28 protein-coding genes and 1 pseudogene are annotated in these 25,297 nt (G+C 68.3%); 12 read left to right on the forward strand and 17 right to left on the reverse strand.

Annotation, left to right across the window (positions count from 1 at the left end):
- Nucleotides 1-327: 327 nt before the first annotated feature.
- The 3 genes from JYG37_RS28900 to JYG37_RS28910 all read left to right on the forward strand — a co-directional run bounded on the left by JYG37_RS28900 (nucleotide 328) and on the right by JYG37_RS28910 (nucleotide 2,254).
- Nucleotides 328-537: a hypothetical protein gene (locus tag JYG37_RS28900; RefSeq protein ID WP_124630668.1), complete on the forward strand. Its 210-nt coding sequence runs from the start codon at nucleotides 328-330 to the stop codon at nucleotides 535-537.
- Nucleotides 538-808: 271 nt separating this feature from the next.
- A complete protein-coding gene (locus JYG37_RS28905) occupies nucleotides 809-1,747 on the forward strand; it encodes a LysR family transcriptional regulator (RefSeq protein WP_050018146.1) in 939 nt (312 codons plus the stop codon).
- 267 nt (nucleotides 1,748-2,014) lie between these two features.
- The gene (locus tag JYG37_RS28910) at nucleotides 2,015-2,254 is read left to right on the forward strand and encodes a LuxR C-terminal-related transcriptional regulator (protein WP_050018147.1); all 240 of its coding nucleotides are present in this window, start codon (nucleotides 2,015-2,017) and stop codon (nucleotides 2,252-2,254) included.
- A gap of 40 nt (nucleotides 2,255-2,294) precedes the next feature.
- On the opposite strand, the gene JYG37_RS28915 is transcribed toward JYG37_RS28910, so the two are convergent.
- Entirely contained in the window at nucleotides 2,295-2,735 is a 441-nt protein-coding gene (locus JYG37_RS28915) for an acyl-CoA thioesterase (RefSeq protein WP_050018148.1), read from the reverse strand.
- Nucleotides 2,736-2,941: 206 nt separating this feature from the next.
- Here JYG37_RS28915 and JYG37_RS28920 point away from each other — a divergent pair, with 206 nt between their 5' ends.
- The 5 genes from JYG37_RS28920 to JYG37_RS28940 are packed head-to-tail and all read left to right on the forward strand — an operon-like array spanning nucleotide 2,942 to nucleotide 6,524.
- Nucleotides 2,942-4,048 (forward strand): 3-deoxy-7-phosphoheptulonate synthase, encoded by a 1,107-nt coding sequence (locus JYG37_RS28920; RefSeq protein WP_204384396.1) that lies wholly within the window; start codon nucleotides 2,942-2,944, stop codon nucleotides 4,046-4,048.
- Nucleotides 4,049-4,063: 15 nt separating this feature from the next.
- A complete protein-coding gene (locus JYG37_RS28925; protein WP_050018149.1) occupies nucleotides 4,064-5,323 on the forward strand; it encodes an aromatic ring-hydroxylating oxygenase subunit alpha in 1,260 nt (419 codons plus the stop codon).
- Complete coding sequence (locus JYG37_RS28930) at nucleotides 5,324-5,851, forward strand: aromatic-ring-hydroxylating dioxygenase subunit beta (protein WP_050018150.1); 528 nt, start codon at nucleotides 5,324-5,326, stop codon at nucleotides 5,849-5,851.
- A 14-nt stretch (nucleotides 5,852-5,865) separates the two neighbouring features.
- Entirely contained in the window at nucleotides 5,866-6,216 is a 351-nt protein-coding gene (locus JYG37_RS28935) for a non-heme iron oxygenase ferredoxin subunit (protein WP_089489772.1), read from the forward strand.
- The gene (locus JYG37_RS28940; protein ID WP_060011815.1) at nucleotides 6,213-6,524 is read left to right on the forward strand and encodes a DUF1330 domain-containing protein; all 312 of its coding nucleotides are present in this window, start codon (nucleotides 6,213-6,215) and stop codon (nucleotides 6,522-6,524) included. Before JYG37_RS28935 ends, JYG37_RS28940 begins: the two co-directional genes overlap by 4 nt.
- On the opposite strand, the gene JYG37_RS28945 is transcribed toward JYG37_RS28940, so the two are convergent.
- From JYG37_RS28945 to JYG37_RS28995, 11 genes are all read right to left on the reverse strand, one after another.
- Complete coding sequence (locus tag JYG37_RS28945) at nucleotides 6,521-6,661, reverse strand: hypothetical protein (protein ID WP_204384394.1); 141 nt, start codon at nucleotides 6,659-6,661, stop codon at nucleotides 6,521-6,523. The genes JYG37_RS28940 and JYG37_RS28945 overlap by 4 nt on opposite strands.
- 144 nt (nucleotides 6,662-6,805) lie before the next feature.
- Entirely contained in the window at nucleotides 6,806-8,344 is a 1,539-nt protein-coding gene (locus JYG37_RS28950) for a DHA2 family efflux MFS transporter permease subunit (RefSeq protein ID WP_213346281.1), read from the reverse strand.
- 2 nt (nucleotides 8,345-8,346) lie between these two features.
- The gene (locus JYG37_RS28955) at nucleotides 8,347-9,546 is read right to left on the reverse strand and encodes an HlyD family secretion protein (RefSeq protein ID WP_050014931.1); all 1,200 of its coding nucleotides are present in this window, start codon (nucleotides 9,544-9,546) and stop codon (nucleotides 8,347-8,349) included.
- Complete coding sequence (locus JYG37_RS28960) at nucleotides 9,543-10,988, reverse strand: efflux transporter outer membrane subunit (RefSeq protein ID WP_213346283.1); 1,446 nt, start codon at nucleotides 10,986-10,988, stop codon at nucleotides 9,543-9,545. Before JYG37_RS28960 ends, JYG37_RS28955 begins: the two co-directional genes overlap by 4 nt.
- A gap of 153 nt (nucleotides 10,989-11,141) precedes the next feature.
- Nucleotides 11,142-11,666, reverse strand: coding sequence for a shikimate kinase (locus JYG37_RS28965; RefSeq protein ID WP_176017007.1), 525 nt, complete (start codon nucleotides 11,664-11,666; stop codon nucleotides 11,142-11,144).
- On the reverse strand, nucleotides 11,663-12,334 hold the full coding sequence (locus JYG37_RS28970) for a hypothetical protein (protein ID WP_050014935.1): 672 nt from the start codon (nucleotides 12,332-12,334) through the stop codon (nucleotides 11,663-11,665). Before JYG37_RS28970 ends, JYG37_RS28965 begins: the two co-directional genes overlap by 4 nt.
- Nucleotides 12,331-13,473 (reverse strand): prephenate dehydratase, encoded by a 1,143-nt coding sequence (pheA, locus tag JYG37_RS28975; protein WP_124595067.1) that lies wholly within the window; start codon nucleotides 13,471-13,473, stop codon nucleotides 12,331-12,333. Before pheA ends, JYG37_RS28970 begins: the two co-directional genes overlap by 4 nt.
- Complete coding sequence (locus JYG37_RS28980; protein WP_050014939.1) at nucleotides 13,470-14,489, reverse strand: NAD(P)H-dependent flavin oxidoreductase; 1,020 nt, start codon at nucleotides 14,487-14,489, stop codon at nucleotides 13,470-13,472. The genes pheA and JYG37_RS28980 overlap by 4 nt, the downstream gene beginning before the upstream one ends.
- 17 nt (nucleotides 14,490-14,506) lie before the next feature.
- Nucleotides 14,507-14,911 (reverse strand): thioesterase family protein, encoded by a 405-nt coding sequence (locus JYG37_RS28985; protein ID WP_050014941.1) that lies wholly within the window; start codon nucleotides 14,909-14,911, stop codon nucleotides 14,507-14,509.
- Nucleotides 14,912-14,947: 36 nt separating this feature from the next.
- A complete protein-coding gene (locus tag JYG37_RS28990) occupies nucleotides 14,948-16,096 on the reverse strand; it encodes an acyl-CoA dehydrogenase family protein (RefSeq protein WP_213346285.1) in 1,149 nt (382 codons plus the stop codon).
- Nucleotides 16,097-16,167: 71 nt separating this feature from the next.
- Nucleotides 16,168-16,602, reverse strand: a complete 435-nt coding sequence (locus JYG37_RS28995) for a hypothetical protein (protein ID WP_213346286.1) — start codon at nucleotides 16,600-16,602, stop codon at nucleotides 16,168-16,170.
- Nucleotides 16,603-16,678: 76 nt separating this feature from the next.
- Here JYG37_RS28995 and JYG37_RS29000 point away from each other — a divergent pair, with 76 nt between their 5' ends.
- The 3 genes from JYG37_RS29000 to JYG37_RS29010 all read left to right on the forward strand — a co-directional run bounded on the left by JYG37_RS29000 (nucleotide 16,679) and on the right by JYG37_RS29010 (nucleotide 20,047).
- Nucleotides 16,679-17,968, forward strand: coding sequence for an NAD(P)/FAD-dependent oxidoreductase (locus tag JYG37_RS29000; protein WP_089489771.1), 1,290 nt, complete (start codon nucleotides 16,679-16,681; stop codon nucleotides 17,966-17,968).
- A gap of 17 nt (nucleotides 17,969-17,985) precedes the next feature.
- Nucleotides 17,986-18,543 (forward strand): helix-turn-helix domain-containing protein, encoded by a 558-nt coding sequence (locus tag JYG37_RS29005; RefSeq protein WP_050014949.1) that lies wholly within the window; start codon nucleotides 17,986-17,988, stop codon nucleotides 18,541-18,543.
- Between the two features lie 157 nt (nucleotides 18,544-18,700).
- Nucleotides 18,701-20,047 (forward strand): glutamine synthetase family protein, encoded by a 1,347-nt coding sequence (locus tag JYG37_RS29010; protein ID WP_124630676.1) that lies wholly within the window; start codon nucleotides 18,701-18,703, stop codon nucleotides 20,045-20,047.
- A gap of 25 nt (nucleotides 20,048-20,072) precedes the next feature.
- Here JYG37_RS29010 and JYG37_RS35105 read toward each other — a convergent pair.
- The 5 genes and pseudogenes from JYG37_RS35105 to JYG37_RS29030 form a co-directional block, all read right to left on the reverse strand.
- Nucleotides 20,073-20,171: pseudogene (locus tag JYG37_RS35105) on the reverse strand (GNAT family N-acetyltransferase); the annotation flags it as partial.
- 113 nt (nucleotides 20,172-20,284) lie between these two features.
- Nucleotides 20,285-20,671, reverse strand: coding sequence for a lysozyme inhibitor LprI family protein (locus tag JYG37_RS29015; RefSeq protein ID WP_089470254.1), 387 nt, complete (start codon nucleotides 20,669-20,671; stop codon nucleotides 20,285-20,287).
- A 54-nt stretch (nucleotides 20,672-20,725) separates the two neighbouring features.
- Nucleotides 20,726-21,508, reverse strand: coding sequence for an N-acetylmuramoyl-L-alanine amidase family protein (locus JYG37_RS29020; protein WP_213346288.1), 783 nt, complete (start codon nucleotides 21,506-21,508; stop codon nucleotides 20,726-20,728).
- 124 nt (nucleotides 21,509-21,632) lie between these two features.
- On the reverse strand, nucleotides 21,633-23,252 hold the full coding sequence (locus JYG37_RS29025; RefSeq protein ID WP_204384392.1) for an FAD-dependent oxidoreductase: 1,620 nt from the start codon (nucleotides 23,250-23,252) through the stop codon (nucleotides 21,633-21,635).
- On the reverse strand, nucleotides 23,252-24,766 hold the full coding sequence (locus tag JYG37_RS29030; protein WP_213346290.1) for a polyamine aminopropyltransferase: 1,515 nt from the start codon (nucleotides 24,764-24,766) through the stop codon (nucleotides 23,252-23,254). Before JYG37_RS29030 ends, JYG37_RS29025 begins: the two co-directional genes overlap by 1 nt.
- Nucleotides 24,767-24,887: 121 nt before the next feature.
- On the opposite strand from JYG37_RS29030, the gene JYG37_RS29035 reads away from it, so the two are divergent.
- Nucleotides 24,888-25,274, forward strand: a complete 387-nt coding sequence (locus JYG37_RS29035) for a DUF350 domain-containing protein (RefSeq protein WP_006480820.1) — start codon at nucleotides 24,888-24,890, stop codon at nucleotides 25,272-25,274.
- Nucleotides 25,275-25,297 lie beyond the last annotated feature (23 nt).

Consider the following 25,297-nt stretch of genomic DNA (forward strand, 5'->3'; position numbering starts at 1 on the left):
TTATCGGCCACGACCGTTCGCGGAGAAAGACATAGACGGCCGCGCGGCGCTGCGTTGCCTGCACGACGAGACCGACGAACCAATGTCGCGCGATTTTCTCTCTGGCCGAAATTTTTACAAGGATAAAGACTCGGGCAGCGCGGATCGGACCAAACGTCACCGGACAAGTGAAATATCGATCGAATCGCAAAAGGGGCAGGCCACACAATCCGACGGGTTTATCTCATATCGCGGGAAGACCTGCGCGAATCGGCCGATCGAATGGGTTTCATAAACGTATGCGAGCCAGCGCGGAATATCGGTGTGAAAGTCAATAGAAGCGTCTAAATGTTCCGACATTCGATCGCGATGCGCGGGAGTGTGCGGTGCTTTGCGCGGAAGCCGTGCCGGCCGGGCATGCAGCGCCTGGTGGCGCCCGCACTGGCTTTGCCGTTGCGGGCCCTGCTTCACCGGCCGGCTTGCGTGCGCGATGCGCGGATCGACGCAATCGAAATCGGTTTTATTTTATTGTTCATTCGCGCGCATCGTTTCATTTAAACCCGATACGCATCGCGTCCGGTTGCGATTTATTGCAGCGCGGTGCACAATCGTTCACAAGTGCAATAAATCCGCAGCGGATTTTCTCAGTGGCACGAATACTCCCCGCCATTCGCTGCCCGCCATTTCGGCGGACGCACGATCGTGCGTCAGGCTCGGCGGCGCGATTGCCGATTTCCGGTCTATCGCGAATCACGGAGCACATGCGCCCGAGGCACGATGCCGTCGGCCCATCGGCCGGCCGGTCCCGACAGTACAGCAAGAGCGCAACATGGCGACTTCCATCGACCTCAATCTTCTCGTCGTTCTGGACGCGTTGCTGTCCGAGAACAGCGTCGTGGGCGCGGCCAACGCGCTCGGCCTCAGTCCGTCCGCCCTCAGCCGCTCGCTCGCGCGCTTGCGGGTGATGACGGGCGACCCGTTGCTGGTGCGGGCAGGGCGCGATCTCGTCCCGACTCCGCGCGCGCTCGAGTTGCGCGACAGGGTGCATGCGCTCGTCGTGGAGGCGCATTCGGTCATGTGCCCGTGCGAACGGGTCGACATGAGTACGCTCAAGCGCACGTTCTCGATTCGCGCGAACGAGGCATTCGTCGAGACCTTCGCGCCGGCGCTGCTCGAACACGCGTCGCGCGCCGCGCCCGACGTGCGGCTGCGCTTCGCGCCGAAACCCAACAAGCATGTCGATGCGCTGCGCAACGGCGACATCGATCTCGAGGTTGGCGTGATCGGCCAGGCCGGCCCGGAGCTGCGCGTGCAGGCGCTGTTTCGCGACCGCTTCATCGGCGTGGTCCGCGCGGATCATCCGCTGGCGACCGGCGAAATCACGCCGCAGCGCTTCGCGTCGTTTCCGCAAGTGAGCGTGTCGCGCCGCGGGCAGTTCAACGGCCCGATCGATACGCTGCTCGATTCGCTCGGCATCGCGCGCTCGGTGACGACCGTCGTGTCGAGCTTTCCGACCGCGCTGTCGCTCGCGCGCAGCTCGGACTTCGTCGCCAGCGTGCCGGAGCGGCAGACCGAGCGGTCCCGCGTCGGCATGTACAGCTTCACGCTGCCGTTGCCGATCGCGGACCTGACCGTCTCGCAGATCTGGCACCCGCGTTTCGACCGCGACCCCGCGCATCGCTGGCTGCGCGATTGCGTGCGCGGTATCTGCGCGCCGCGCGTGGCCGAGGCGATCGCACCCGCTTGTCATGCGGCCGCTTCGATGTGACGCATCATGCAACTCTGGTGGCGTGCGTCAACGTCATTGATACATTGCGTCTCGTGCATCTTCCGCAGCGTAAATCGATTCGGTATGCTCGATTCCATTGTGACAACGCCGGAGATAATGCGTGGGACGATCGTTGCTTGTGAATTCGCCGAATATTCGTGACGCCTTTAAATAATAAACATCCAATCCGAGGGGTATGTGAATTGAGGTGAACGCTGGAAATAACGAATCTGAAACATTGGCGTCTTATTCTGGATGGAGAAACGAATGATTCAGTGTGCGGCGAATATAGCGGCGCCCGCGGATGTCGCGCTGAGCATGCGCGAATGCGAGGTGTTGCGATGGGCGGCGGAAGGGAAGACCGCCTATGAGATCGGCATCATTCTCGGCCTGACCGAGCGGACGATCAACTTCCACATTTCGAGATCGATCGTCAAGCTCAACGCGTCCAACAAGACCAATGCGGTCGTGAAAGCCGTGTTGATGGGCCTGATCGTGTTTGCGTGAACGGTACCGGGGCGTCCGTCGTGGACCCCCGGTTGCCGCATCAGATCGCGCCCTGGAACGACAGCACGCGCGTCCTGAACTCTTCCGGCACCGGCACCGTGGTCTTGCTGCCGTAGTCGAACATCACGTGCGTGGACACGGCCCGCGCCACCACCGCCGGATCGTCGGCCGAATCCTCGGTGCCCGCCTGCCCGTCGCGCACCATCAGGTATTCCAGTTCGAAGCTCTTCGAGCCGAAGCGCGTGACGCTGCTGCGGACCGTGATCGTATCGCCGTACTGCGCGGGCTTCAGATATTCGCACGCGGTCTTGACCATGATGTGCGGCAGCTTTTCCGAATACGGCAGCTCGAGCAGGTCGTGCATGTAGGTCAGGTACGCGTGCTGCAGATAGTCGTAATAGACGGGGCTGCTCACATGGCCCATCGCGTCCGTTTCCCGATACTTCACGTCGATTCGGGTTTCAAAATACTTTCTTGTCATTGCGAGGCTCCTTGGCAGAACGGCGGGTGAGAACGTTTTTGGCAGGAGTTAAGTTAGACGTGAACCGCATATCGGAATACTGTCGGAAATCACAGATATTCACTATGTGAAATGCTTCTGAGATAAATGACAGTATCACCGGGGATTTGACCGCGCTCTAATTGCCTCCGTAAATCGGCATCCGATCAGCGAGAGTGGAGCGTTAAATGGAAAAATCCGTTGAGGCAGCGTTGACGCAAGGCGTGGCGGTGATCAGTGCGCAGCGGTTGCGCGCCGAGTTGCCCTGCGATCCCGGCCTGGCACGGTCGATCGGCGATGCGCGGCGCGCATTGGCGCGCATCATCGCGGGCGAGGACGACCGGCTTGCGCTGATCGTCGGCCCGTGCTCGATCCATGATGCGGACGCCGCGCTGGCGTTCGCGCGCCGCCTCGCGCCGCTGCGCGAGCGGTACGCCGATGTGCTCGAGATCGTGATGCGCGTCTATTTCGAAAAGCCGCGCACCACGGTCGGCTGGAAAGGGCTGCTGAACGACCCGTATCTCGACGGCAGTTTCCGGATCGAGGACGGCCTGCGCGTCGCGCGCAAGGTGCTGCTCCGCATCAATGCGCTGGGCTTGCCGGCCGCGACCGAATTTCTCGATCCGATGACCGCGCCGTATCTCGACGATCTCGTGTCGTGGGGCGCGATCGGCGCGCGCACGACCGAATCGCAGATCCATCGCCAGGCCGCGTCGGGGCTCGACCTGCCGGTCGGCTTCAAGAACGGCACCGACGGCAACGTGAAGGTCGCGATCGACGCGATCCGCGCGTCGCGGGCGTCGCATAGCTACCTGAGGTCGTCCGTGTCCGGCGGCGTGGAAATCGCGACCACGCGCGGCAATCCCGACACGCATGTCGTCCTGCGCGGCGGCAAGACCCCGAACTACGACGCCGCCAGCGTCGCGGCCGCCTGCGCCGCGCTGCGCGACGCCCATCTTCCCCCGTATGTCGTGATCGACGCGAGCCATGGCAACAGCGGCAAGCAGACCCGCGCGCAGATCGACGTGTGCGGCAACGTCGCCGCGCAACTGCATCGCGGCGAGCGCGCGATCGTGGGCGTGATGATCGAGTCGTTCCTCGTCGAGGGGCGGCAGGACCTGGTGCCGGGCACGCCGCCGGTATTCGGCCAAAGCATCACCGACGCATGTCTCGGCTGGGATCACACGGCCGAACTCGTCGAGCAGTTGGCTGCCGCGGCGGTTGCGCGGCGGCGTTCGCCAGCCGGCTTCATCGCGCACGGCGCCGCCGTCGCGATGCAGGCCGTTTCTTACTGAATGAAAGGAGCTCTCTTGAACTCACCCATCGACATCGCCCGCGCGCTCGACTGGAAAGGCGACGGCGCCAGCCGCACACCCTACGAGGCGTATACGAGTGAAGCGCTGTACCAGCGGGAACTCGAGCGCCTGTTCTATGCGAATCACTGGTGCTACATCGGCCTCGAAGCCGAAGTGCCGTCTCCCGGCGATTTCCAGCGCACGGAAGTCGGCGAGCGATCCGTCGTGATGACGCGCACGGAGGACGGCGAGATCGTCGTCTTCGAAAACGCGTGCGCGCACCGCGGCATGCAGTTCTGCCGCGAGCGCTCGGGGAAGGCGAAGGATTTCCACTGCCCGTATCACCAGTGGAACTACGACCTGAAGGGCAACCTGATCGGCGTGCCGTTCCGGCGCGGCGTGCGTCAGGGCGGCACGATCAACGGCGGCATGCCGGCGGATTTCGAGCCGGGCAAGCATGCGCTGCGGCGCCTGCGCGTGTCGACGCGCGGCGGCGCCGTGTTCGCGTCGTTCGACGAGAACGTCGAATCGTTCGAGGACTTCCTCGGCCCGCGCATCCTGCCTTACTACGATCGTCTGTTCCACGGCCCGAAGCTGACCGTGCTCGGCTACACGCGGCAGCGCGTGCCGAGCAACTGGAAACTGATGGTCGAGAACATCAAGGATCCGTATCACGCCGGGCTGCTGCATACCTGGTTCGTCAACTTCGGCCTGTGGCGCGCGGACAATCCCGCCCGGCTCGTGACCGATGCGCATCACCGGCATGGCGCGATGGTGTCGATCCGCAGCGGCGGCGGCGGCGGCGAGGTGACCCACAACGTGACGAGCTTCAAGGAGCGCATGACGCTGCACGACGACCGCTTCCTCGACGTCGTGCACGAACCGTGGTGGGGCGATCCGACCGTCGTGATGCTCACGCTGATGCCGAGCGTCATCATCCAGCAGCAGGTCAATGCGTTGTCGACGCGTCGCATCCGGCCGATCGGCCCGGGCGTGTTCGACTACGTGTGGACGCATTTCGGTTTCGAGACCGACACGGAAGAGATGACGCGGCGCCGTCTGCGTCAGGCCAATCTGTTCGGGCCGGCCGGCTTCGTGTCGGCGGACGACGGCGAGGTCATCGAATGCGTGCAGCAGAGCTTCGAGCAGATCCAGCACGGCAACGTCTACAACGAGCTCGGCGGCCGGCAGATCGACGAGCAGACCGAACATATGGTCAGCGAAACGCTGGTGCGCGGCATGTACCAGTACTGGCGCCAAGTGATGGAGGCCTGAATGAGCACGATCACGACACGAACGGACCGACCGTCCGCCGAGCCGCACGCGGGCGGCGCGAATTTCGAGGATTTCTATTCGCTCGTCCAGCTCAATGCGAGATATGCGGCCGTGCTCGACGGCGGCGACTGGGACGCGTGGCCGGAATTCTTCATCGAGCAATGCCGGTACACGGTGGTGCCGCGCGAGAACCACGAGCGCAACCTGCCCCTCGCGGTGATGGACTTCGAGAGCAAGGGCATGCTGAAGGATCGCGTCTACGGGATCAAGGAGACGCTGTTCTTCGATCCGTACTACCAGCGCCACGTGATCGGGCTGCCGTTCATCACGTATCTCGACGACGCGGTGATCGAGGCGGAGACGAACTACGCGGTGCTGCGCACGAAGACCGAGCAGATGAGCGATGTGTACAACACCGGGCGCTACCTGGACCGGATCGTGCGTACGCCGCACGGGCTGCGTTTCGAGTCGCGCATCTGCGTGTACGACAGCGAGATGATTCCGAACTCGCTGATTTACCCGATCTGAACGAGGTGCCGAACGTGACTACGGAATGGATCGATGCAGTCGCGCCGGAAACGGTGCGCGCCGACGGAATACTCGGCGTCTGGGTGGGGGGCCGCGACATCGCGCTGTATGCGGTCGGCGACGAGATCTTCGCGACCGAGAACCAGTGCACGCATGGCGACGCGCGATTGAGCGACGGCTTCCTGCTCGACGACGAGATCGAATGCCCGTTGCATCAGGGGCGCTTCAGCGTGCGGACCGGCATGGCGCTGTGCGCACCGCTGACGACGTGCGTGCACACCTATCCGGTGAAGATCGAGAACGGCCGCGTGTTCGTGCAGCTCGCGCCGGCCGATGCGGCGGCGCCAGCGGAGGCGCGATCATGAGCGCGTACGTGGTGTTCGATATCGATGTGCACGACGTCGACGCTTACCAGGCGTACCGCCGGCTCGGTGCGCCGACGGTGGCGGAGTACGGTGGGCGCTTCCTGGTGCGCGGCGCCGAAGTCGAGACGCTGGAAGGAGACTGGGCGCCGAAGCGCGTCGTCGTGCTCGAATTCGAGTCGGCGGAGCGCGCCCGCGAGTGGTATCGGTCGGAGGGCTATCAGGCGGCCAAGCGCCTGCGCGAGCCGGCCGCGCGGACGATCGGTATCCTTGCCGACGGCTACGTGCCGGCGCCCGGCGATCCGCGTTAAGCGAAGTAGAAGTAGAAGTAGAAGTAGAAGTAGAAGTAGAAGTAGAAGTAGAAGGGGCTCCGCGCCGTGTCGTTCGGCGCGGAGCCCCCTTTTTCATTCGGGGCGCCGCCGAACGCGGCCCTGCGCAGTCGATTCATCGGTGAGGCGGCGATGCGATCCGGCAGAGACTTCCGCCGCCCGCCGCCCGCCGCCCGCCGCCCGCCGCCCGCCGCCCGCCGCGCGGTTAGCCGGTCAGTCGCTCCGCCGGCCGACACGGCTTCCGGCGGTTTCCCCTCACGACGTCACGCATGACGATAGCGGATCGACCAGACCGCCAGCAGCGTCGCGCCGAACAGCAGCAGGCAGCCGAACGAGAAATCGTTCAGCGCGAGCATGTGCGCTTCGACGTCGATCGCATGCGAGACCGACGCGAGCGCGCCGGACGGCGACAGCCCCGCGTGATCGAGCCGCGCGAACCAGTCGGCGGACGCGAAATCGTACGGCGTGATGTGGTCGACGAGATAGGTGTTGTGCACGCGGGAACGACGCTCGAAGTAAGTCGGCGCGACCGACGTCGCGACGCTGGTGCCGATCCGGCGCAGCGCGTTCTGCAGCCCGGATGCCGCGGGCAGCCGCTCGCGGGCCAGCCCGGCGAGCGACAGCGACACGAGCGGCGTGATGAAGAACGCGGTGGCGGCGCCCATCAGCAGCGAATTGGCGGCGATGTCGCCGAGGGTCACGTCGCTGTTGAAATGCATGCGCCAGAACGACGCGGCGCCCCAGCCGACGAGCGCGACGGTCGCGAGCAGGCGCGGGTCGGTGCGGCCCTGGAAGCGGCCGAGCAGCGGCGCGATCACGATCCCCGCGACGCCGAGCGGTGCGGTGGCGATGCCGGCCCAGGTGGCCGTGTAGCCCTGCTGGGTCTGCAGCCACAGCGGCACGAGCACCAGCGCGCCGAAGTAGAGCCCGAAGCCGACCGTGATCGCGAGCGTGCTCGTCGTGAAGTTGCGGTCCGCGAACAGCCGCAGGTCGACGATCGGATGGTCGTCGGTCAATTCCCAGAGGATCAGTGCGACGAACGACACGATGCTCACGACCGCCAGCATGCGAATTTCGTCGGAGGCGAACCAGTCGAGGTTCTGGCCGCGATCGAGCAGCAACTGGAACGAACCGAATGCGGCGGTGAGCAGCAGCAGCCCGACGACGTCGACCGGCAGCCGCCGCGTCGCGTTGTCGCGTCCCTTCAGCAGCCGCGCGAGCACGCCCAGCACGAGCACGCCCGGCGGTACGTTCACGTAGAAGATGTACGGCCAGCTCAGGTTGTCGGTAATCCAGCCGCCGGCGATCGGCCCGAGCACCGGTGCAACGAACGTCGTGGTCTGCCACACGGCCAGCGCGACGTGGCGGCGCGTCGACGGGAACACCGCCATCAGCAGCGCCTGCGACAGCGCGGTGATCGGGCCCGACGCGGCGCCCTGAAGCGCGCGAAACAGCAGCAGCGACTCGAAGTTCGGCGCCATCCCGCACAGGACCGACGTCAGCACGAACAGCAGCACCGACACGCGGAACAGCCGCACCTGGCCGAAGCGCTGCGTGAGCCAGCCGGTGAGCGGCAGCGTGATCGCGAGCGGCGTCGCGAACGAGGTCAGCATCCACGTGCCCATGTCCGGGGCGACGCCGAGATCGCCCGCGATGGTCGGGACGGCGACGTTCGCGATCGTCAGGTCGAGCGTCTGCATGAAATTCGCGACGCTGACCGCGATCGCGACGAGCGCCAGCGGCATGCCGGCGAGCGGCTCCAGCGGCAGTTTCGGCGCCGCGTTCCGGGTGAAGAAGCGCATCGTCAGGCTCCCGGTGCGAGCGGGCGTGCGCCGCTGTTCGCGCGAATCGTCTCGGTGACGAGCGCCTCGCCCGCTTCGTCGTCGTCGCGATAGATCGACGTGGCGTCGATCGACCGGCGCGCTTCGGGCGGACGGGCGGGCGGCGACGCCGACGCGGTGCCGGGGCCGTGATCGACCGGTACCGATGCCGTCATCGACAGGCCGATACGCAGCGGGTGCGCGCGCAGCTCGGCGGGATCGAGCGCGATCCGGACCGGCACGCGCTGGACGACCTTGATCCAGTTGCCGGTCGCGTTCTGCGCGGGCACGGCCGCGAACGCGGCGCCGGTGCCGGCTTCGAGCCCGACGACGCGCCCGTGGAACACCACGTCGCTGCCGTACAGGTCCGAGAACAGCTCGACCGGCTGCCCGGCGCGCATGCCGCGCAGTTGCGACTCCTTGAAGTTGGCCTCGACCCACACGTGATCGAGCGGCACGAGCGCCATCGACGGCGTGCCGGGCGACACGTGCTGGCCGACCTGCACGACCCGGCGCGTGACGAGCCCGCCGAGCGGCGCGTGTATTTCGGTGCGGCGCAGCGCGAGCGCCGCGCTGCGGACCCGGGCGGCCGCAGCGCGCACGAGCGGATTCGTGTCGATCGACGTGCCGTCGGTGCGCGCGAGCGTCGCATCGTACGCGGCCTGCTGCGCGTTCAGCGCGGCGGCCGCGCCGTCCATCGCATCCCGCGCATGGCGCAGGTCCTCGCGCGACACGCCGCCGTCTTGCGCGAGGCTCAGGCGGCGCTGCAGGTCGTCGTTCGCCTTCGCCCATTCGGTGCGCCGCACCCGGATCTGCGCTTCGTCGCGCACCGCGTCCGCATGCGCGGTGCGGTATTGGCGCACCGCATGCGCGAGTTGCGCGACCGCTTCGTCCAGCGCGAGCCGGGCGTCGGTCTTGTCGACGCTGAACAGCAGGTCGCCGGGACGGACCCAGTCGGCGTTCTGCACGCGCACGGCGTCGACGGTGCCGCCGATCTGAGGCGAGATCTGCACGACGTCGCCGGAGACGTACGCGTCGTCGGTCGTCTCGGTGCCTCGGGTGGTGGCCCACGCGACGGCGGCGAGGCCGGCCGCGCCGGCGAGCGCGATGAAGAACCAGCGGAAGTAGCGCCGGCGCGCGCGTTGCAGCGCGGGCTCGGCGGCGGGGGATTCGGGACGGTTCATTGGGTGACTCCAGTGGAAGTGGCGCCGCCGAGCGCGGCGATCAGGCGGGCATGCTCGATCGCGAATGACGCGTCCGCGCGGGCGACCGATGCGCGGTCGTCGAGCAGCCGGCCTTCGGCGAGCAGGACGTCGAGATAGCCGGAAATGCCTTTCCGGTAGCGCTGCGTTTCGATGGTGTAGGCCTGTTGCGCGCGCGACAGCGCCTCGCGCTGAAGCGCGCGCTGCCGGCCGAGCGTGTCGATCTGGACGAGGGTGTCGCTGACCTGCGCGAGCGCGTTGACGACCGTGTCGTCGTACGTCGCGACGGCCGCGTTGTACGCGGCGGTTTGCGCGCGCAGGCCGGCACGCAGGCGCCCGCCCTCGAAAATCGGCAGCGTGATCGCGGGGCCCGCGCCGAGCGTGCCGCTGTTGCCGTGGAACAGCGCGCGGAAGCCGAAGCTCTGCACGCCGGCGAAGGCCAGCAGGTTGACGTCCGGATAGACCGCGGCGCGCGCCGCGTCGATGTTCGCCGCTTCGGCTTCGACCCGGTAGCGCGCGGCCAGGACGTCGGGCCGGCGGCCGATCAGCGCCGCGGGCAGGACGGCCGGCATCGGCAGCGCCGCGGCCGGCGGCGCGGCGGGCGTCAGCGCATCGGCGTAACCGGGCCCCCGGCCGACGAGCGCGGCGAGCCGGTGGCGCAGCCGGGCCGACGCGGCCGCATGCGTGTCGATGTCGGCCTGCGCGTGCGGAATCGGTTCGCTCGCCCTGAGCACGGCGACCTGCATGTCGAGGCCGGCGTCCGCGCGTTGCGACGTGAGGCGCAGCAGATAGCTGTGCTGCTGCAGCGTATCGCGCGCGATCGCGAGCAGTCGCTGTTCGAGCGCGAGTTGCAGATACGTTTCGACGATCGCCGCCTGCAACGACACGGCGGCCGCGCGTTCGAGCGCGCGCTGCTGGTCCGCGCGCAGTGCGGCGGCGCGCGCCAGCGCGTGCTGCCGGCCGGCGATGTCGAGATCCCACGACGCGCCGAGCAGCGCCTGCGCGTCGACCTGCCAGTGCCCGGCCGCGGGCGGCGGCGTCCGGTAGCTGCCGGGCAGGCGCGTCGGCACCGCGCTCGCCGTCGCGCCGAGCTGCGGCAGCAGCGCGGCATTTTCGACGTCGGCGTCGGCCAGCGCCTGCGCGACCCGTTCGCGCTGCGCCTGCAGCGTCGGTGCGCCGGCCAGCGCATCGTCGACGAGGCGATCCAGCTGCGCATCGCCGAACGCGGTCCACCAGCGTTCGGCGACCGTCGGCGAGCCGGCGCTGGCCGCGCCGATCGCGGCGCCCGCATCGAGCTGCTCGACGGGCGTGATCCGGGCCGCCGGGCGTTGCGGGCCGAACGGCGCGCAGCCGGCGATCGCGAGCGCGGCGAGCGCGGGAACCAGGCGGCGGGCGCCGCGCGCGCGGTCGATGAGGAGGGGCATGGTCGGTTTCCTGTCGCGTGAAGGCAAACGATCTGTATCTAAAAATATATCTTTAGATATTATTTGACGATCGGCAACTGGTAGAAATGGCAGTCGGCCGCACCGGACGGCATCGTCGAAACAGCGGAAGGGGGGCAGACAGGGGCGCGCGGGTTACGCGATGGCGAGTGCGTCGAGCGCTGCCGCGAGCGTTTGTGCGACGGACTGGCCCGAGGTGTCGATGCGGCAGTGCGCGCAGGCGCGGTACAGCGATTCGCGCGCGTCGTGCAGCGCGGCGAGCGCCGCGCGCGGGTCGGCGACGTTCAGCAGCGGGCGGGACGCGTCGCCGCGCGTGCGGTGCCACAGGGTGTCGAGATCGGTCGCGAGGTGGATCACGAAACAGCGCTGGCCGAGCCGCGCGCGCGTGTCGTCGCGCAGCACGGCGCCGCCGCCGGTCGCGAGCACGAGCGCCGGCCCGCACGTCAGCGCGTCGATCACGTCGGCTTCGCGTGCGCGGAAGTCGCCCGCATGGAATTGCACGGCGACGGGCGCGCCGAAGCGGCGTTCGAGTTCGCGGTCGGCGTCGACGAACGGCAACGCGAGCGCGCGGGCCAGTGCGCTGCCGATCGTCGTCTTGCCGGCGCCGGGCATGCCGACGAGCGCGATGCGCGTCGGGCCGGCCTGCGGGCGCGGGTTCACAGGCGGCTCCGCAGCGACGGCGCGCGGCGCGTCACGGCGGCGATGCGCTGCATCCGGACGTAGTTCGCGAGCGGGTCCAGCGCATCGGTGATGAAGGTGTGCGGCGCGCCGGCGGCCGTGTCCAGCGCAATGCCGGCGACTACGAGCGTGCCGTCGCACAGTGCGTCGGCGAGCGCGCCGATGCGCGCGCCAAGCGCCGGCGACGCAGCGCCGAGATCCGCAATGACGCGGCGCGAGCGCGGCCAGTCGACCGGCTCGGCCGCGCGTACCGGCCAGCGCGCCAGCAGACCGCCGGGCAGCGGTGTCGCGGCCCGTGCAGCGGACGTTTCGAGCACCCGCCAGGTCAGCGGCGCCGCGGGCAGGCACGCGCGCCAGCGGCCATAGGCGGTCGCCGCGGTGTCGCCGATCGCCACCGCCGGAAGCCGCAGACGCTCGCAGCGCCGCAGCAGGCACGCGATGCCGGCGGCGTCGGGCGTGCCGCGCACGAACGGCAGCAGCTCCAGTTCGTCGTCGTATTCGGCGCGCAGCGCGCGCAGCCATCGTCCGGCGGCAAGCGGCAGGCAGTCCGCCGCGGCGATGCCGCACAGCACGAGCAGGCGATCGTCGCGACCGTCGCGAATCGCGAGCAGCCGGGCCGCGACGCGGGACGAAGCGGGCGCCGTCGTCATGATGCGGCGGGGCCGTCGGCGTGCCGGTCGGTACCGCCCGCGGCACGCGGATAGGCGCCGAGCACGCGCAGCTCGGAAGCGGCGAACGCAATCTCGTCGAGCGCCGCGCGCACGTTCGGATCGAGCGGATGCCCGCCGAAGTCGATGCAGTACCGATATGCATGGCCGGCGTCCCGTGCCGGGCGCACGTCGACCCAGAGCAGCGGCGCGCGGTGGTGGGCGAGCGCGTCGAACACGCGCGCCAGCGCGTCGGGCGCATCGGTCGGCCGCAGCACGATGCTCGTGCGGTCGTAGCCGGTCGGCGCCGGCGTCTGGCCGCCGACGATCACGAAGCGCGTGCGGTTGTCCGGGTGATCCTGGATCGCGCTGGCGACGATTCGCAGTCCGTAAAGCGCGGCCGCGGGTTCGCCGGCGATCGCCGCGCAGTCATACAGGTGCGCGGCCTCGCGCGCGGCCACCGCGTTGCTGGACACCGGGATGCGGCGCAGGCCGGGCGCATGCGCGTCGAGCCACGCGCGGCATTGCGCGAGCGCCTGCGGATGGCCGACCACGCTGTCGACGCCGGTGAGCGAGCCGCTGGCGCTCAGCAGGCAGTGCGCGACCGGCAGTTCGATCTCGCCGGTGACGGGCGCCGCTTGCGCGATCAGCAGGTCGAGCGTGCGGGTCACGGTGCCTTCGGACGAATTCTCGACCGGCACGACCGCGCATTCCGCGTCGCCGCGCGCAAGCGCGTCGAATACGGCGTCGATCGTCTCGTGCGCCTGCCCGCGGGCGAATTCGCCGAAGTGACGCAGCATCGCGGTTTCGGTGTAGGTGCCCGACGGGCCGAGGAACGCGACGGACGGCAGCGATTGCGCGTCACGGCTCGCGCTGAACAGCGTCTGCCAGATGGCGCGCAGGTCGCGGTCGCGTAGCCCCCACGGCGCGCGCGTGCACAGCTCGGCGACGATCGACGCTTCGCGGGCGGGCTGCCGCACCGCGAGCCCCGCATTCCGCTTGAGATGACCGATCTCGGTTGCGTGAGCGATGCGCTGGCCGATCAGCTCGAGAAGCTGGTCGTCGATCACGTCGATCTGCGCGCGGCGGCGTGCGATCGCATCGTCGACGGACGACGGGGCGGCAAGTTCGGTCGGCGTCATCGCGTATCGGTCCGTGAAGTCGCGGAAACGGCCGGCCGGTGCGGGGCGACGTGCGTCGCCGCGCCCGGCTGCATGCGGGCGACGGCGCGCGCGTATTCGGCCGCGAGCCGTTCGACGATTTCGGCGACGCTGAGCACCGCGTCCATCGCGCCGACGCCCTGGCCGGCCCCCCAGATGTCGCGCCACTGCTTCGCGCCGCCGTCCGGCGAGAAATCGAGCTGCGCGCCGTCGACCCGGGCGAGTCGCCGCGCGTCGAGCCCGGCCGCCTCGATGCTCTGGCGCAGGTAGTTGCCGTGGACGCCGGTGAATGCGTCGGTGTAGATGATGTCGGCCGCGCTGGCTTCGACGATCGTGTCCTTGTAGCGCTGCACCACGTTGGCTTCGTGCGACGCCAGGAAGCGCGTTCCGATGTACGCGAAATCGGCGCCGAGCGCGCGCGCGGCGGCGATCGCGTCGCCCGTCGCGATCGCACCGGACAGCGCGATGAAGCCGTCGTAGAAGCGCCGCACTTCGGTGACCAGCGCGAACGGCGACAGCGTGCCGGCGTGGCCGCCCGCCCCCGCCGCGACGAGGACGAGGCCGTCGACGCCGGCTTCCAGCGCCTTCTGCGCATGTCGCACCGTCGTGACGTCGTGCAGCACGATCCCGCCGTACGCATGGATCGCATCGACGACGTCGCGCGACGGTGCGCGCAGGCTCGTGATCATCAGCGGCACGCGTCGGTCGATGCAGATGCGCAGGTCCTGTTCGACGCGCGGATTCGACGGATGGCAGATATGGTTGACCGCGTACGGGCCGACCGGCGCATCGGGATGGGCGTCCCGGTACGCGCGCAGCGTGCCGTCGATCGTGTCGATCCAGTCGCCGAGCTGCGCGCTGAGCCGCGCGTTGAGCGCCGGAAATGCGCCGACGATCCCGCTCCTGCACTGGGCGAGCACCATCTCGGGATAGCTCGCGATCAGCATCGGAGACGCAATCACCGGCAGCCGGAGACCCTGCAGCGGAAGCGGAATCATGGTCGGGCTCCGGCTCGTTAGCGGGCGAGCGCCGCGCTGTCGCGCCGCTCTTCCAGGCGGCGGTGGAAGCCGTCGCGGCTCACGGCGCAGCGCGTATGCACGCCTTCGCCGACGACGCCCACCGCGTCGCGCACCTCGACCCGGTACGTCATCATGCGGCCGTCGACCTCGATCAGTTCGGCGTCGACCGTCACTTCCCATTCGGGCGGCGTCGGTGCGAGATGCTTGATCTCGAAGTTGTAGCCGACCGTCATCTGCCCGGCCGGCAGCAGATGGTCGGTCGCCTGCATGCAGGTCTGTTCGATGAAGATGATCATGATCGGGCTCGCGAGCGCGTGCGCTTCGCCGCCCCATTGATCGGCGAGCGAAATCGTGTCGACGCGGTGGGTGGCGCGGGCACGCAGGCCAGTCTGGATAGTCAAGGGCAACTCCTGAACGGGTGAGGGAAGGGTGTGCGGTCACGCCGCGCGCGCCGTGGCGGCCGCGCGGCGTTGCATCTGGCTGAAGATGTTGCGGTAGTGCATTTCTTCGGTGCCGCCGGCCGAGCCCATCGCGAGCGCGTCGGCGACGAAGGTGGCGAGCGGCCCGCGCCGGTAGCCGTCGCTGCCGTGAATCGCGAGCAGGTGCAGCGCGGCCTGCGCGAGATCGCGCGCGCCCGCGAGCTTCGCGATCGAGCAGTTCGCGAGCGCCTCGGGACGCTGCGCGACGAGCAGGTCGAGCGCCGCGCGTGCCGTCCAGCGGGTGCGTTCGATGCCGACCTGGACGTCGACCAGCCGTCGCTGCACGTGTTGATGCGCGTCCAGCGCGACGCCGAGCGTTTTGCGGGCGCTGGCGTGCGCGAGTGCGTCGGCGAGAAACGGCTGGGTGACGTTCGCGCACAGCAGGCCGAACAGTGCGCGATTCATCGACGCGATGTCCATCAGCAGGCGCAGCCCGTCGCCGGGCGTGCCGAGCAGTTCGTCGGCATCGACGCGCACGCCGGACAGCGCGACGTCGCCGATCGGAAGATCCGCGACGCCGAACGTCGCCTGCGGGGCGCTGCGCTGCACGCCCGCGCGTTCGGGATCGATCAGCACCAGCGCGGTGGCCGGCTTGCCGTCGCCGGTCAGGGTCGCGACGATCATCATCAGGCGCGCTTCGGGCGCGTGGCTGATGTTGTACTTGTGGCCGTCGAGCCGGTAGTGGTCGCCGTCGCGAACGAGGCACGTTTCGAGCGCGCGCACTTCGGTGCCGGTACCTTTCTCGGAGATCGCCGTGGCGCCGATGGCGCCGGACAGCAGCGACGGCAGATGCCGCGTGCGCTGCGCGTCGGAACCGTATGCGACGAGCGCGCGAATCAGCGTCGCCTGATTCGCGAGCGCCATCGCGAAGCCGACGGAGCGCAGCGCCGCGGCGACCGCTTCGAACGCATCGACGAAGTCGTGCCACGTGCCGCCCGCGCCGCCGAGTTCGCGCGGGACCGGCACGCGCCACAGTCCCGCGTCGGACAAGGCATCCCACGCATCGCGATGGAAGGCGCCGCAAGGGGCGGACCGCGCATGGCGTTCGGCGATGTTCCGGTATGCGGCGGTCGTCGTGTGCTGTGCTTCGCTGGCGGTGAGAGTCATGTCGGGGCGCGAGACTTTGCATGGATCGTGTCGCCAATCTAATGAAAAGCCCCCGGGCGAGAAACTGTCAGTTATTGCACTTCGACGCGGCGTGCGGCGGCGGATGATTCGAGTGCAAGCGGGGTTGCGATGGGCGGCGGAGCGCGATTGCCGGACGCGGACGTGATCGTGATGCCCGTCGCGCGCATCGGCGCGAGCGATGGCAGTCCAGCCATGTCGTCGTCGGCGGTATCGCGGCGCTTCGATGACGGAAGACGATCGCGTGTCGGTGGTGGGGCGACACGCGGTGGGATTGCCAATGCTTCGTCGTCCAGGTCGATTCGATTGAATTCGCAGTCCATATCATTAGGACGGCGGGGAATGCGTTCGTGCCGAATTCCCGATGCTCGTTTCGTTGCCGTCACACCTGCCGGGCGGCGGGCAGGCGTCGGTGGAGCGCGCGACAAATAAACCGTCAGACGATCCGAAAGGCCCGACCCCGTCGCGCCGACGATCGGTGAAATCATGCCCGGCCTTGCTTCCGTGAAATTGTCATGCTAGTTTTTCATGAAATTTACCGGCGTAATTTTCACGGAAATCCGCATGTTCATGCAGTCCGACCGTCACGTCGCAAGCTATTACGCCGGCACCTACCCGACGCCGATCCCGCATCGGCCGGCGCTGGACGAACGCATCGATGCCGACGTGCTGGTCGTCGGCGCGGGCTTCAGCGGGCTGCATACGGCGCTGCGGCTCGCGCTTGCCGGCAAGCGCGTCGTGATGCTCGAAGCGAGCCGCGTCGCATGGGCCGCATCGGGCCGCAACGGCGGACAGGCGCTGCTCGGCTGGTCGTGCGACATGCAGCCGCTCGAGGATGCGCTCGGCCGCGACGGCGCGCGGCTGCTGTGGGACAGCATGCGCTGGGCGGCGGCCGAGGTGCGCGAACTGCCGGCCCGGCATGGTTTCGACATCGACTACCGGCCCGGCAGCCTGTGGGCCGCGGTGCGGCCGCGGCGCGTCGCGATGCTGGCGCAGGCGCGCGACGAGGCCGCCGAGCGGTGGGGCTACGACCGGCTGCGTGTGATCGGTCGTGACGAGATGCCCGAATGGATCGGTGGCACGCGCTATCTCGCCGCGCTTCACGATCCCGAGGCCGGCCACCTGAACCCGCTGAAGCTCGCACTCGGCCTCGCGCAGACGATCGAGTGCGCGGGCGGCCGCATCTTCGAACAGAGCCGCGTGCTCGACTGCCGCGAGACGGCCGGCGGCCACGTCGCGCGCACGGCGCACGGCGAAGTGCGGGCGGACGTGCTGGTGCTCGCGTGCAATGCGTACGTCGACCGGCTCGATCGCGACCTCGCGCGCCGGCTGCTGCCGGTCGGCACGTACCAGGTCGCAACGGCGCCGCTCGCGCCCGACGTCGCGCATGCGCTGTTGCCGCGCAACAGTTGCGTGATCGACAACCAGTTCGTGCCCGACTATTTCCGCCTGAGCCCCGACAACCGGCTGCTGTTCGGCGGCGGCTGCACGTATCTCGGCGGCATTCCGGCCGATATCGCGGCGGCGACGCGCCCGCATCTCGAACGCGTGTTTCCGCAACTGGCCGGCGTGCCGCTCGACTACGCGTGGGGCGGTCACATCGACATCAGCATGCGTCGCACGCCGGACATCGGTCGCCACGGGCAGCGCTTCTGGCTGCAGGGCTTTTCGGGGCACGGCGTGCTGCCGACGCTCGCCGGTGCGCGCGCGGTGGCCGACGCCGTGCTCGGCGACGCACACCTGCTCGCGCAGTACCAGCGCATCCGCAACCCGCGCTTTCCCGGCGGCGACCGGCTGGCCGCGCCGCTGGAGGCGATCGGCAAGGCCTGGTACCGCCTGCGCGATACCGTTTGATTGCACCGGAATCCATCATGAACGAACAGGAAGAGATAGAAAGTCTGGCGATCCTGATCCGCGACCTGCGCAAGCATCGCAAGGTCACGCTGAACGATCTCGCCGAACGGATCGGCCGCTCGGTCGGCTTTCTGTCGCAGGTCGAGCGCGGGCTGTCGCGTCCGACGGTCGCGGATCTCACCGCGATCGGCGAGGCGCTCGGCGTGCCGACCACGTATTTCTACAGCCTCAGCAAACCGCGCAGCGTGCCGTGGGTCACGCGGCCCGGCGAGCGGCGCACCGTGTATTACGCGAATGGTATTACCGACATCCTCGTGTCGCCGAACATGCGGTCGCGCTTCTCGATCCTCGAAAGCCATCTCGGGCCGGGCGCGAGCAGCGGCGAGCGCCCGGTCGACGACAGCGACGAGCAGGGCGGCTTCGTGCTCGAAGGAGAACTGACGATCTGGCTCGACGGCGACGACACGCACGTCACGCTCGGCCCGAACGATGCGTTTCAGCTTCCCGCGCACAAGCGCTTCCGGTATGCGAACCTGACCGACGCGCCGACGCGCGTGATCTGGGTATTCACCTGAGCCGAGTGGTCGGCGGGGCGGGCGGCGTCGGAGGCCGCCGCGCCGTGCAGTCTGTTTGCATTGCTGAGTGATTTGCGGCTTGCGCTGCGCCGTGTGCCGCATGAATCCGGTTCGCCGCGTGGCGTCACCGCCCTACAAGACATGGAAAGGATGAGACATGGCTGACGTCGTTCCCGCGCTGGTCAGTGAAGTCCGCGCGTTCCGGCAGGCGCACCCCGAGATCCGTTATGTCGACCTGATCTGCCTCGACCTGCCCGGGCATTTCTACGGCAAGCGCTATCCGATCGACGCGCTCGAAAAAGTCGCGTCGGGCTCGCTGCTGAAGCTGCCGCAGAACTGCGTGCTGCTCGGCACGCAGGGCGGCCTCTACAAGATCGGCGATTACTGCTTCAACGACGGCGATCCCGATGCGCCGCGCCGCCTGATCCCCGGCACGCTGAAGCCCGTGCGCTGGGAACGGCAGCCGCTCGCGCAGATGCTGATCAGCTCCGACGGCACCGATTCGCCGATCGAATTCGAGCCGCGCGAGGTGCTCGCGCGCGTGCTGCGGCGGTTCACGGCGCGCGGCATCCGGCCGGTCGTCGCATTCGAGCTCGAGTTCTACCTGTTCGCCGCGCAGCTCGAGCAAGGCATGCCGCAGTATCCGCGCGATCGCCTGAGCGATGACCGCGACGATCAGCCGAACATGCATATCGAGCGCCTGTCGCGATTCTCCGACGTGCTGCACGAGATGGTCGACGCCGCGTGCGAACAGGGCGTCGATGCGACGGTGATCACCGCGGAACTCGGGCCCGGCCAGTTCGAGATCAATTTCGGGCATACCGACGACGCGCTGCGCGCGGCCGACTGGTCGGCGCTGTTCTGTCGCAGCACGCGCGGCGTCGCGTTGCGGCATGGCTATCGCGCGAGCTTCATGGGCAAGCCGTACCTGCATGCGCCGGGCAGCGGGATGCACGTGCACGTGAGCCTGTACGACGACGCGGGGCGCAACGTGCTTGCGGCCGACGGGCAGCGGCCGTTGCGGCACGCGGTGGCCGGCTGCCTCGCGCTGCTGCCGCACTGCATGCCGGTGTTTGCGCCGAACCACAATGCGTTCCGGCGCTACGGGTCGATGGTGAACGCGGCGAGCCGCGCGAGCTGGGGCTTCGAGGATCGCGACGCGTGCATCCGGATTCCGGAATCGGACGCACGCAACCTGCGGATCGAGCACCGGCTCGCGAGCGCGGATGCGAACCCGTACCTGGTGCTGGCGGCGATCCTGAGCGGGATGGAGCACGGGCTCGATGCGCGGCTCGAGCCGATTGCGCCGCTCAACGACGATCGCGGCAGCGGCATCGATTTTCCGCAGGAGATGCTGTCGGCGGTCGCCGCGATGCAGGATCATCCGGCCGTGCGCGAAGGGCTCGGCGGCGAGTTCGTGATGGTGTATTGCGAGAACAAGCGGCAGGAGGAACTGGATTTTCGCAACGAAATCGGCGCGCGGGAGTATCGGTGGTTTCTGTGATGGCCGCGCGCGTCGACGCAGCCGGCTACGGGAGTGCGCGCCAGTAGTGCACTTCCTCGATCGGCGTACCGTCGATCTCGAAGGTCTTGATGTCGCGTTCGGCGACGAAACCTTCGCGTTCGTAGATAACGTTTCAGCGGCAGAAGATCGCCGATGAAAAAGTAGTCGATCGGGTCATCGAAGACTTCGGAGAACGCATGCCGCGAAGCGGCTTCGCGGCATGGCATGCTCGACGCTTTACTCCCCGAGCTTCGACGTCACGCACCCGGTGCTCGAGCATTCGCGCTCACGCTCGCGCAGGAACGACAGCCGCGACTGCGTCATGTCGTTCGCGCACTGGATATCGACGAGGTAGCTGCTGCCGCGGGTCTCGCTGCACTGCGCGTCGCGTTGTTTCAGCCACGCGAGCTGGCCGGCCTTCAGCGTCGCCTGCTGATCGCCGCTCAGTTGCTTGCGCAGCCGGCCGTATTCGTCGTTGAGATCTCGGTCGGACTGCGAGAACTGCGTGCTCGTGCAATACACCTGGTCGAACGCGCTGCGCGGCTTCCCGCAGCCGGCCGCGTGCGCGGCGAACGGAACGGCAAGCGCGAGCAGCGCACAGGATGCGAGCAGATTCTTCTTCATGGTGAGTCTCCTGACGGGGTGAAAACCGGTGAATCCGACGGGCGATACCGTCGTTTATCGGGGTGTCGTACACGCGTCGATGCCGCCCGCGATCGCGGCGGACAGGCGTTGGATCGTCTCGCGCCGCGCGAGCCGCGCTTCCTCGTCCGGATTGACGATCACGCCGGCTTCGACGAGCACGGCCGGAATCGGCGCGGTGCGCAGCACGACGAGATCGTCGAAGCGGTGGATGCCGAGTGGCGGGTCGATCAGCGGGCGGTTCTCGCCCTTGATCGGCTGCGCGTGATACAGCGACGGCCGTTCGCCGGCCGCGACCAGCCGCTCGGCGATCGCCTTCGCGCAACGCAGGCTTTCCGCATAGTGCGGATTGCGTTCCGACACGAACACCGAGAAGCCGCGGAATTCGCGCTGCCGGCCCGCGTCGATGAACTGTTGCTGCATCGAGTCGTGATGGATCGATACGAACAGGTTCGCGTCGGGCGCTTGCGTCGAGCGCCGATCGAGCGCGATCTCGCGGCCGTCCGCCGACGTACGCAGCACGCGATCGCCGTGCGCGGCGAGTGTGTCGGCGACCGCGCCGGACAGGTCGAGGTTGTACAGGTATTCGACGCGGCCGCTCGCGCCGGTGGAGCCCGGATGCGCGGGCGTATGGCCGGTGTCGACGACGATGTAGCGCCCGCTCGCGGGCTCGGTTACGGAGGTCCCGGAAGCGCCGCGGACAACGGCGGCATCGGCCGCGTGCAGCGCCAGCGGTGCGCCGAGCAGCGGGGCGCACGCGAGCACGCGCGCGGCGGCGCGCACCAGCGGGCGAAGGCGTCGGAAGGTTCGGTTCGTCATTGTTGTTGTCGAGAAGGGCGGTCGGCGCGTCGAACGGCGCGCCACCGTCGGCCTGCTCTATGCAGTCGGAATGTCGCGCGATTATAGCGGCTGGCGGCGACGCCGCAATGACGAACGGCGGTTGTCAGGCCAGCACGCGCCGGGCCGCCAGCATGCCCCAGTACGACGCTTCCTCGAACAGCGACAGCCCGGACAGGTCGGCATGCGCGAATACGACGGGGCCGTCGGCATCGCGCAGCGCGAGCAGCCCCGGTCGGCTCAGGAAGCCGACGTCGGGTGTCGCCATCGCATGGCCGCGCACGGTGATCTCGAGTGCGGTCGCATGCTTCCACAGCTCGCGTCCGTACACGGCCTGCAGGTCGATTGCCGCCTGCTCGCGCAACGCGTCGGGCTTCGCCTGCGCGAGCCAGCGGCGCGTATCGTCCGGCGTTTGCGTGCTCAATGCCTGATAGGCGGAGAAGACGGAGCGCGTCGGCGGCGACATCCGGATCAACTGATGCGTCGACACGACATAGCCGAGCCCCGCGCCGCCGTAGACGACGTTGTCCCACGCGAGCGGTACGCCGGCTTCCTCGGCCGGCATGCCGTCGAGCAGGAAATTGGCCACGAGCCACGGCGCGCGCGGCGGCAGATCGTGCGCGGGATCGAAGCCGTATGCGTGTATCTGAGGAAACACGCGCGCCGCGACGAACAGCGGCATCGCGGAAACGACCCGGCGCGCCTTCAGCATGAACGTCGACAGCGCGCCGTCGCGGCCGACGCGGGCGCACAGCACGTCGACGCTGCCCGCACGTTCGGTCGCGCGTACCGCGAAGCCGTCCCGCGACCATGCGTTCGAGCCGGTGCGCGCGGCGATCGAATCGCCCAGCTTCGTCACCATCGTGTGCAGCCCGTCGGGCCAGGTCAGCACCGCGCCGTCGCCCGCGTCGCCCGCATGGCCGCCGCGCGACGAGAAATAGTGCAGCCCGGCCCATGCGGAGACGTGCTCGTAACCGGCGCCGTAGTCGTCGCGGCAGCAATAGTCAAGATACCAGTGCAGCGCCTTCGCGGTGTAGCCCTCGTCGCGCAGCCACTGGCGAAACGAGCGCCGGTCGAGTGCGCGCCAGCGCGGGTCGCGCGACGATTCCGCGATCGGGATGCAGAACACCTTGCGGCCGTCGGCGCCGCGCGCGGTGCGCAGCCCGTCCGTGTACGCGAAGAAGCGCGCCTGCTGCGCGAGTGCGTCGGCGTCGAGGCCGGCGGTCGGCACGATGCCGTCCTGCCACTGCCCGCCGATGAACAGGCGTTCGTCCGGTGCGTGGACGAGGGCACGCTCGTCGTACACGGGGCGCGCGGAGAACGGGGCGGATTCGATCACGCCGAGATCGGCGAGCATGTCGCGCAGATGCACGGATTCGAGCGACGGCAGCGGCAGGTAGTGCGCGCCCTTCGGATAGCCGAGCGTGCCGAAGCGCCCGCCGGCCGCGTTGCCGCCGAATTCGGGGCCGGCGAGCACCGTGAAGCGCGTATGGCCGGCGCGCGCGAGCTGCCATGCGCACGACAGCCCGGCCGCGCCGGCGCCGAGAATCGCGACGTCCGTCTCGATCGTGCCGGACGGCGGCGGCAGCGTGGCATGGTCGCGCAGCGCGTGGCCTTCGCGCATGCCGGGGTAGTCGATGCGCGGCGTCGTCTCGATCCAGCCGGTGCGGCCGCAGGCGGCGAGCGACGCGGCCGCCGACGCGACGAGGAACGTGCGACGGTCCATTAGCGCAGTACGTGCTTCCAGTCGTCGTCGAAGCGGCGCACGAGCGGCTGGTCGTTGAGTTCGTTCGGCGACATCGGCAGCGCCGGCATGTCGGCCGGAAAGTGGAACATCTCGGCGGCCGTTTGCGGATCGAGCCAGCGCGTCGGCACCGAGTAGTGCGTCGGCACCGTGAAATCGCGGCGCTTGCCGGCGATCACGAAGCCCCAGTCGCCGAACGACGGCACGTAGCAGTGGTACGGCCACGTGTTGAACCCGGCTTCGCGCAGCGTCGCGATGATGGTCCAGTACGCATGCGGCGCGAAATACGGCGACGTCGACTGGATCACCGTGTAGCCGTTCTCCGACAGGTGCCGCGCGAGCAGCCGGAATACGGGCACCGAATACAGGCGGCCGAGCCCGAAGTTGGTCGGATCGGGGAAGTCGACGACTATCGCGTCATACACGTCGGCATTCGATTCGAGCCAGCGCACCGCGTCGTCGTTGATCACCTGCACGCGCGGATCCTTCAGCGCGCCCTGGTTCAGCTTGACGAGCGGCGCGGACGTCGAGAACAGCTTCGTCATCGCGGGATCGAGATCGACGAGCGTGATCCGTTCGAGATGGCGGTGCTTGAGCAGTTCGCGCACCGCGAGGCCGTCGCCGCCGCCCAGCACGAGCACGCGCTTCGCCCACGGCAGCGCCTCGATGGCCGGATGGATCAGCGCTTCGTGATAGCGGTGCTCGTCGCGCGACGAGAATTGCAGGTTGCCGTTCAGGTACAGCCGCATGTCGTCGTGCCACTGCGTGAGCACGATGCGCTGATACGGCGTCGTTTCCGAATAGATCGTCTCGTCGCCGTATACGCCGTGTTCGGCCCAGTGCGTGATGCGCTCCGACAGCGCGAACCCGGCGATCAGCAGCCCGATCACGAGCGACGCGCGCATCAGCTTGCCGCGCACGTTGCGGATTTCGTCGCGGAACAGGTGCGTCGTCCACAACGCGACGAATGCGTTCAGGAGGCCGAACAGGAAGCTCGTGCGCAGCAGGCCGAGACGCGGCGCGAGCACGAGCGGGAAGATCAGCGACACGACGAGCGAGCCGAGATAGTCGAAGGTCAGCACCTCGCTGACGGTATGGCGGAACGCCTGGCGGCGCTGCTGGAACGCGCGCATCACGAGCGGAATCTCCATCCCGATCAGCAGGCCGAGCGCGAGCACCAGTGCGTAAAGCGCCGCGCGAAACGGTGCGGCGAGCCAGGCGAACACGACGAATAGCAGCGCGGCCGATACGCCGCCGAGCAGGCCGACGAGCAGCTCGATGTCGACGAAGCGGTCGAGCACGTCGTCGTCCTCGACGAACTTCGCGAGCCACGAGCCGATCCCCATCGCGAACAGGTAGCAGCCGATCACCGACGAGAACTGCAGGATCGAATCGCCGAGCAGGTAGCTCGACAGCGCGCTGCTGATCAGTTCGTAGCCGAGCCCGCACGACGCGAGCACGAGAATCGACAGGACGAGCGCACGCTTATGCAGCATCGCGCATCCGTTGTGCAGTGTTCGGCAATGTGGATATACTGGCGCGGATTTTCGTCTGGCGGCCCCGTGCGGGCCGACCGGCGACGGGGCGGCGAACCGAGCACAAAATCCGAGGAAAAGAATGAATAGTGCCTATCTTTATGCGGTTCATTTACTGTCGGCGTTCGTGCTGCTTCTTGTGTTCGCGGCAGTGTACCTGAAGGTCACCCCGTTCGACGAACTCGCGCTGATCCGCGACGGCAACGCGGCCGCGACGCTGTCGTTCGGCGGCGCGCTGATCGGTTTCTGCCTGACGCTCGCGTCCAGCATCGCGCACAATTCCACGCTCGGCGAAGTCGTGATCTGGGCCGTCGGCGCGATGATCGTGCAACTGATCACCTATGCGGTGCTGACGCGCGTGATGCCCGGCATGAATCATGCGATCGAGGATCGCAACGTCGCGATGGGCGGCCTGATGGGCACCGCGTCGCTCGTCGTCGGCATTATCAATGCCGCCTGCCTGACCTGACGCGCCACGCGTTTCGAGGAGAC

The sequence above is a fragment of the Burkholderia sp. LAS2 genome (assembly GCF_018417615.1).
Lineage (GTDB): Bacteria > Pseudomonadota > Gammaproteobacteria > Burkholderiales > Burkholderiaceae > Burkholderia > Burkholderia sola.

Excerpts from the sequence above, each read along its gene's own strand:
- JYG37_RS28900 (WP_124630668.1), top strand. The coding sequence starts at position 328 with ATGTTCCGACATTCGATCGCGATGCGCGGGAGTGTGCGGTGCTTTGCG.
- JYG37_RS28905 (WP_050018146.1), top strand. The coding sequence starts at position 809 with ATGGCGACTTCCATCGACCTCAATCTTCTCGTCGTTCTGGACGCGTTG.
- JYG37_RS28910 (WP_050018147.1), top strand. The coding sequence starts at position 2,015 with ATGATTCAGTGTGCGGCGAATATAGCGGCGCCCGCGGATGTCGCGCTG.
- JYG37_RS28915 (WP_050018148.1), bottom strand. The coding sequence starts at position 2,735 with ATGACAAGAAAGTATTTTGAAACCCGAATCGACGTGAAGTATCGGGAA.
- JYG37_RS28920 (WP_204384396.1), top strand. The coding sequence starts at position 2,942 with ATGGAAAAATCCGTTGAGGCAGCGTTGACGCAAGGCGTGGCGGTGATC.
- JYG37_RS28930 (WP_050018150.1), top strand. The coding sequence starts at position 5,324 with ATGAGCACGATCACGACACGAACGGACCGACCGTCCGCCGAGCCGCAC.
- JYG37_RS28940 (WP_060011815.1), top strand. The coding sequence starts at position 6,213 with ATGAGCGCGTACGTGGTGTTCGATATCGATGTGCACGACGTCGACGCT.
- JYG37_RS28945 (WP_204384394.1), bottom strand. The coding sequence starts at position 6,661 with ATGAATCGACTGCGCAGGGCCGCGTTCGGCGGCGCCCCGAATGAAAAA.
- JYG37_RS28950 (WP_213346281.1), bottom strand. The coding sequence starts at position 8,344 with ATGCGCTTCTTCACCCGGAACGCGGCGCCGAAACTGCCGCTGGAGCCG.
- JYG37_RS28955 (WP_050014931.1), bottom strand. The coding sequence starts at position 9,546 with ATGAACCGTCCCGAATCCCCCGCCGCCGAGCCCGCGCTGCAACGCGCG.
- JYG37_RS28960 (WP_213346283.1), bottom strand. The coding sequence starts at position 10,988 with ATGCCCCTCCTCATCGACCGCGCGCGCGGCGCCCGCCGCCTGGTTCCC.
- JYG37_RS28970 (WP_050014935.1), bottom strand. The coding sequence starts at position 12,334 with ATGACGACGGCGCCCGCTTCGTCCCGCGTCGCGGCCCGGCTGCTCGCG.
- pheA (WP_124595067.1), bottom strand. The coding sequence starts at position 13,473 with ATGACGCCGACCGAACTTGCCGCCCCGTCGTCCGTCGACGATGCGATC.
- JYG37_RS28980 (WP_050014939.1), bottom strand. The coding sequence starts at position 14,489 with ATGATTCCGCTTCCGCTGCAGGGTCTCCGGCTGCCGGTGATTGCGTCT.
- JYG37_RS28990 (WP_213346285.1), bottom strand. The coding sequence starts at position 16,096 with ATGACTCTCACCGCCAGCGAAGCACAGCACACGACGACCGCCGCATAC.
- JYG37_RS28995 (WP_213346286.1), bottom strand. The coding sequence starts at position 16,602 with ATGATTTCACCGATCGTCGGCGCGACGGGGTCGGGCCTTTCGGATCGT.
- JYG37_RS29000 (WP_089489771.1), top strand. The coding sequence starts at position 16,679 with ATGTTCATGCAGTCCGACCGTCACGTCGCAAGCTATTACGCCGGCACC.
- JYG37_RS29005 (WP_050014949.1), top strand. The coding sequence starts at position 17,986 with ATGAACGAACAGGAAGAGATAGAAAGTCTGGCGATCCTGATCCGCGAC.
- JYG37_RS29010 (WP_124630676.1), top strand. The coding sequence starts at position 18,701 with ATGGCTGACGTCGTTCCCGCGCTGGTCAGTGAAGTCCGCGCGTTCCGG.
- JYG37_RS29015 (WP_089470254.1), bottom strand. The coding sequence starts at position 20,671 with ATGAAGAAGAATCTGCTCGCATCCTGTGCGCTGCTCGCGCTTGCCGTT.
- JYG37_RS29020 (WP_213346288.1), bottom strand. The coding sequence starts at position 21,508 with ATGACGAACCGAACCTTCCGACGCCTTCGCCCGCTGGTGCGCGCCGCC.
- JYG37_RS29025 (WP_204384392.1), bottom strand. The coding sequence starts at position 23,252 with ATGGACCGTCGCACGTTCCTCGTCGCGTCGGCGGCCGCGTCGCTCGCC.
- JYG37_RS29030 (WP_213346290.1), bottom strand. The coding sequence starts at position 24,766 with ATGCTGCATAAGCGTGCGCTCGTCCTGTCGATTCTCGTGCTCGCGTCG.
- JYG37_RS29035 (WP_006480820.1), top strand. The coding sequence starts at position 24,888 with ATGAATAGTGCCTATCTTTATGCGGTTCATTTACTGTCGGCGTTCGTG.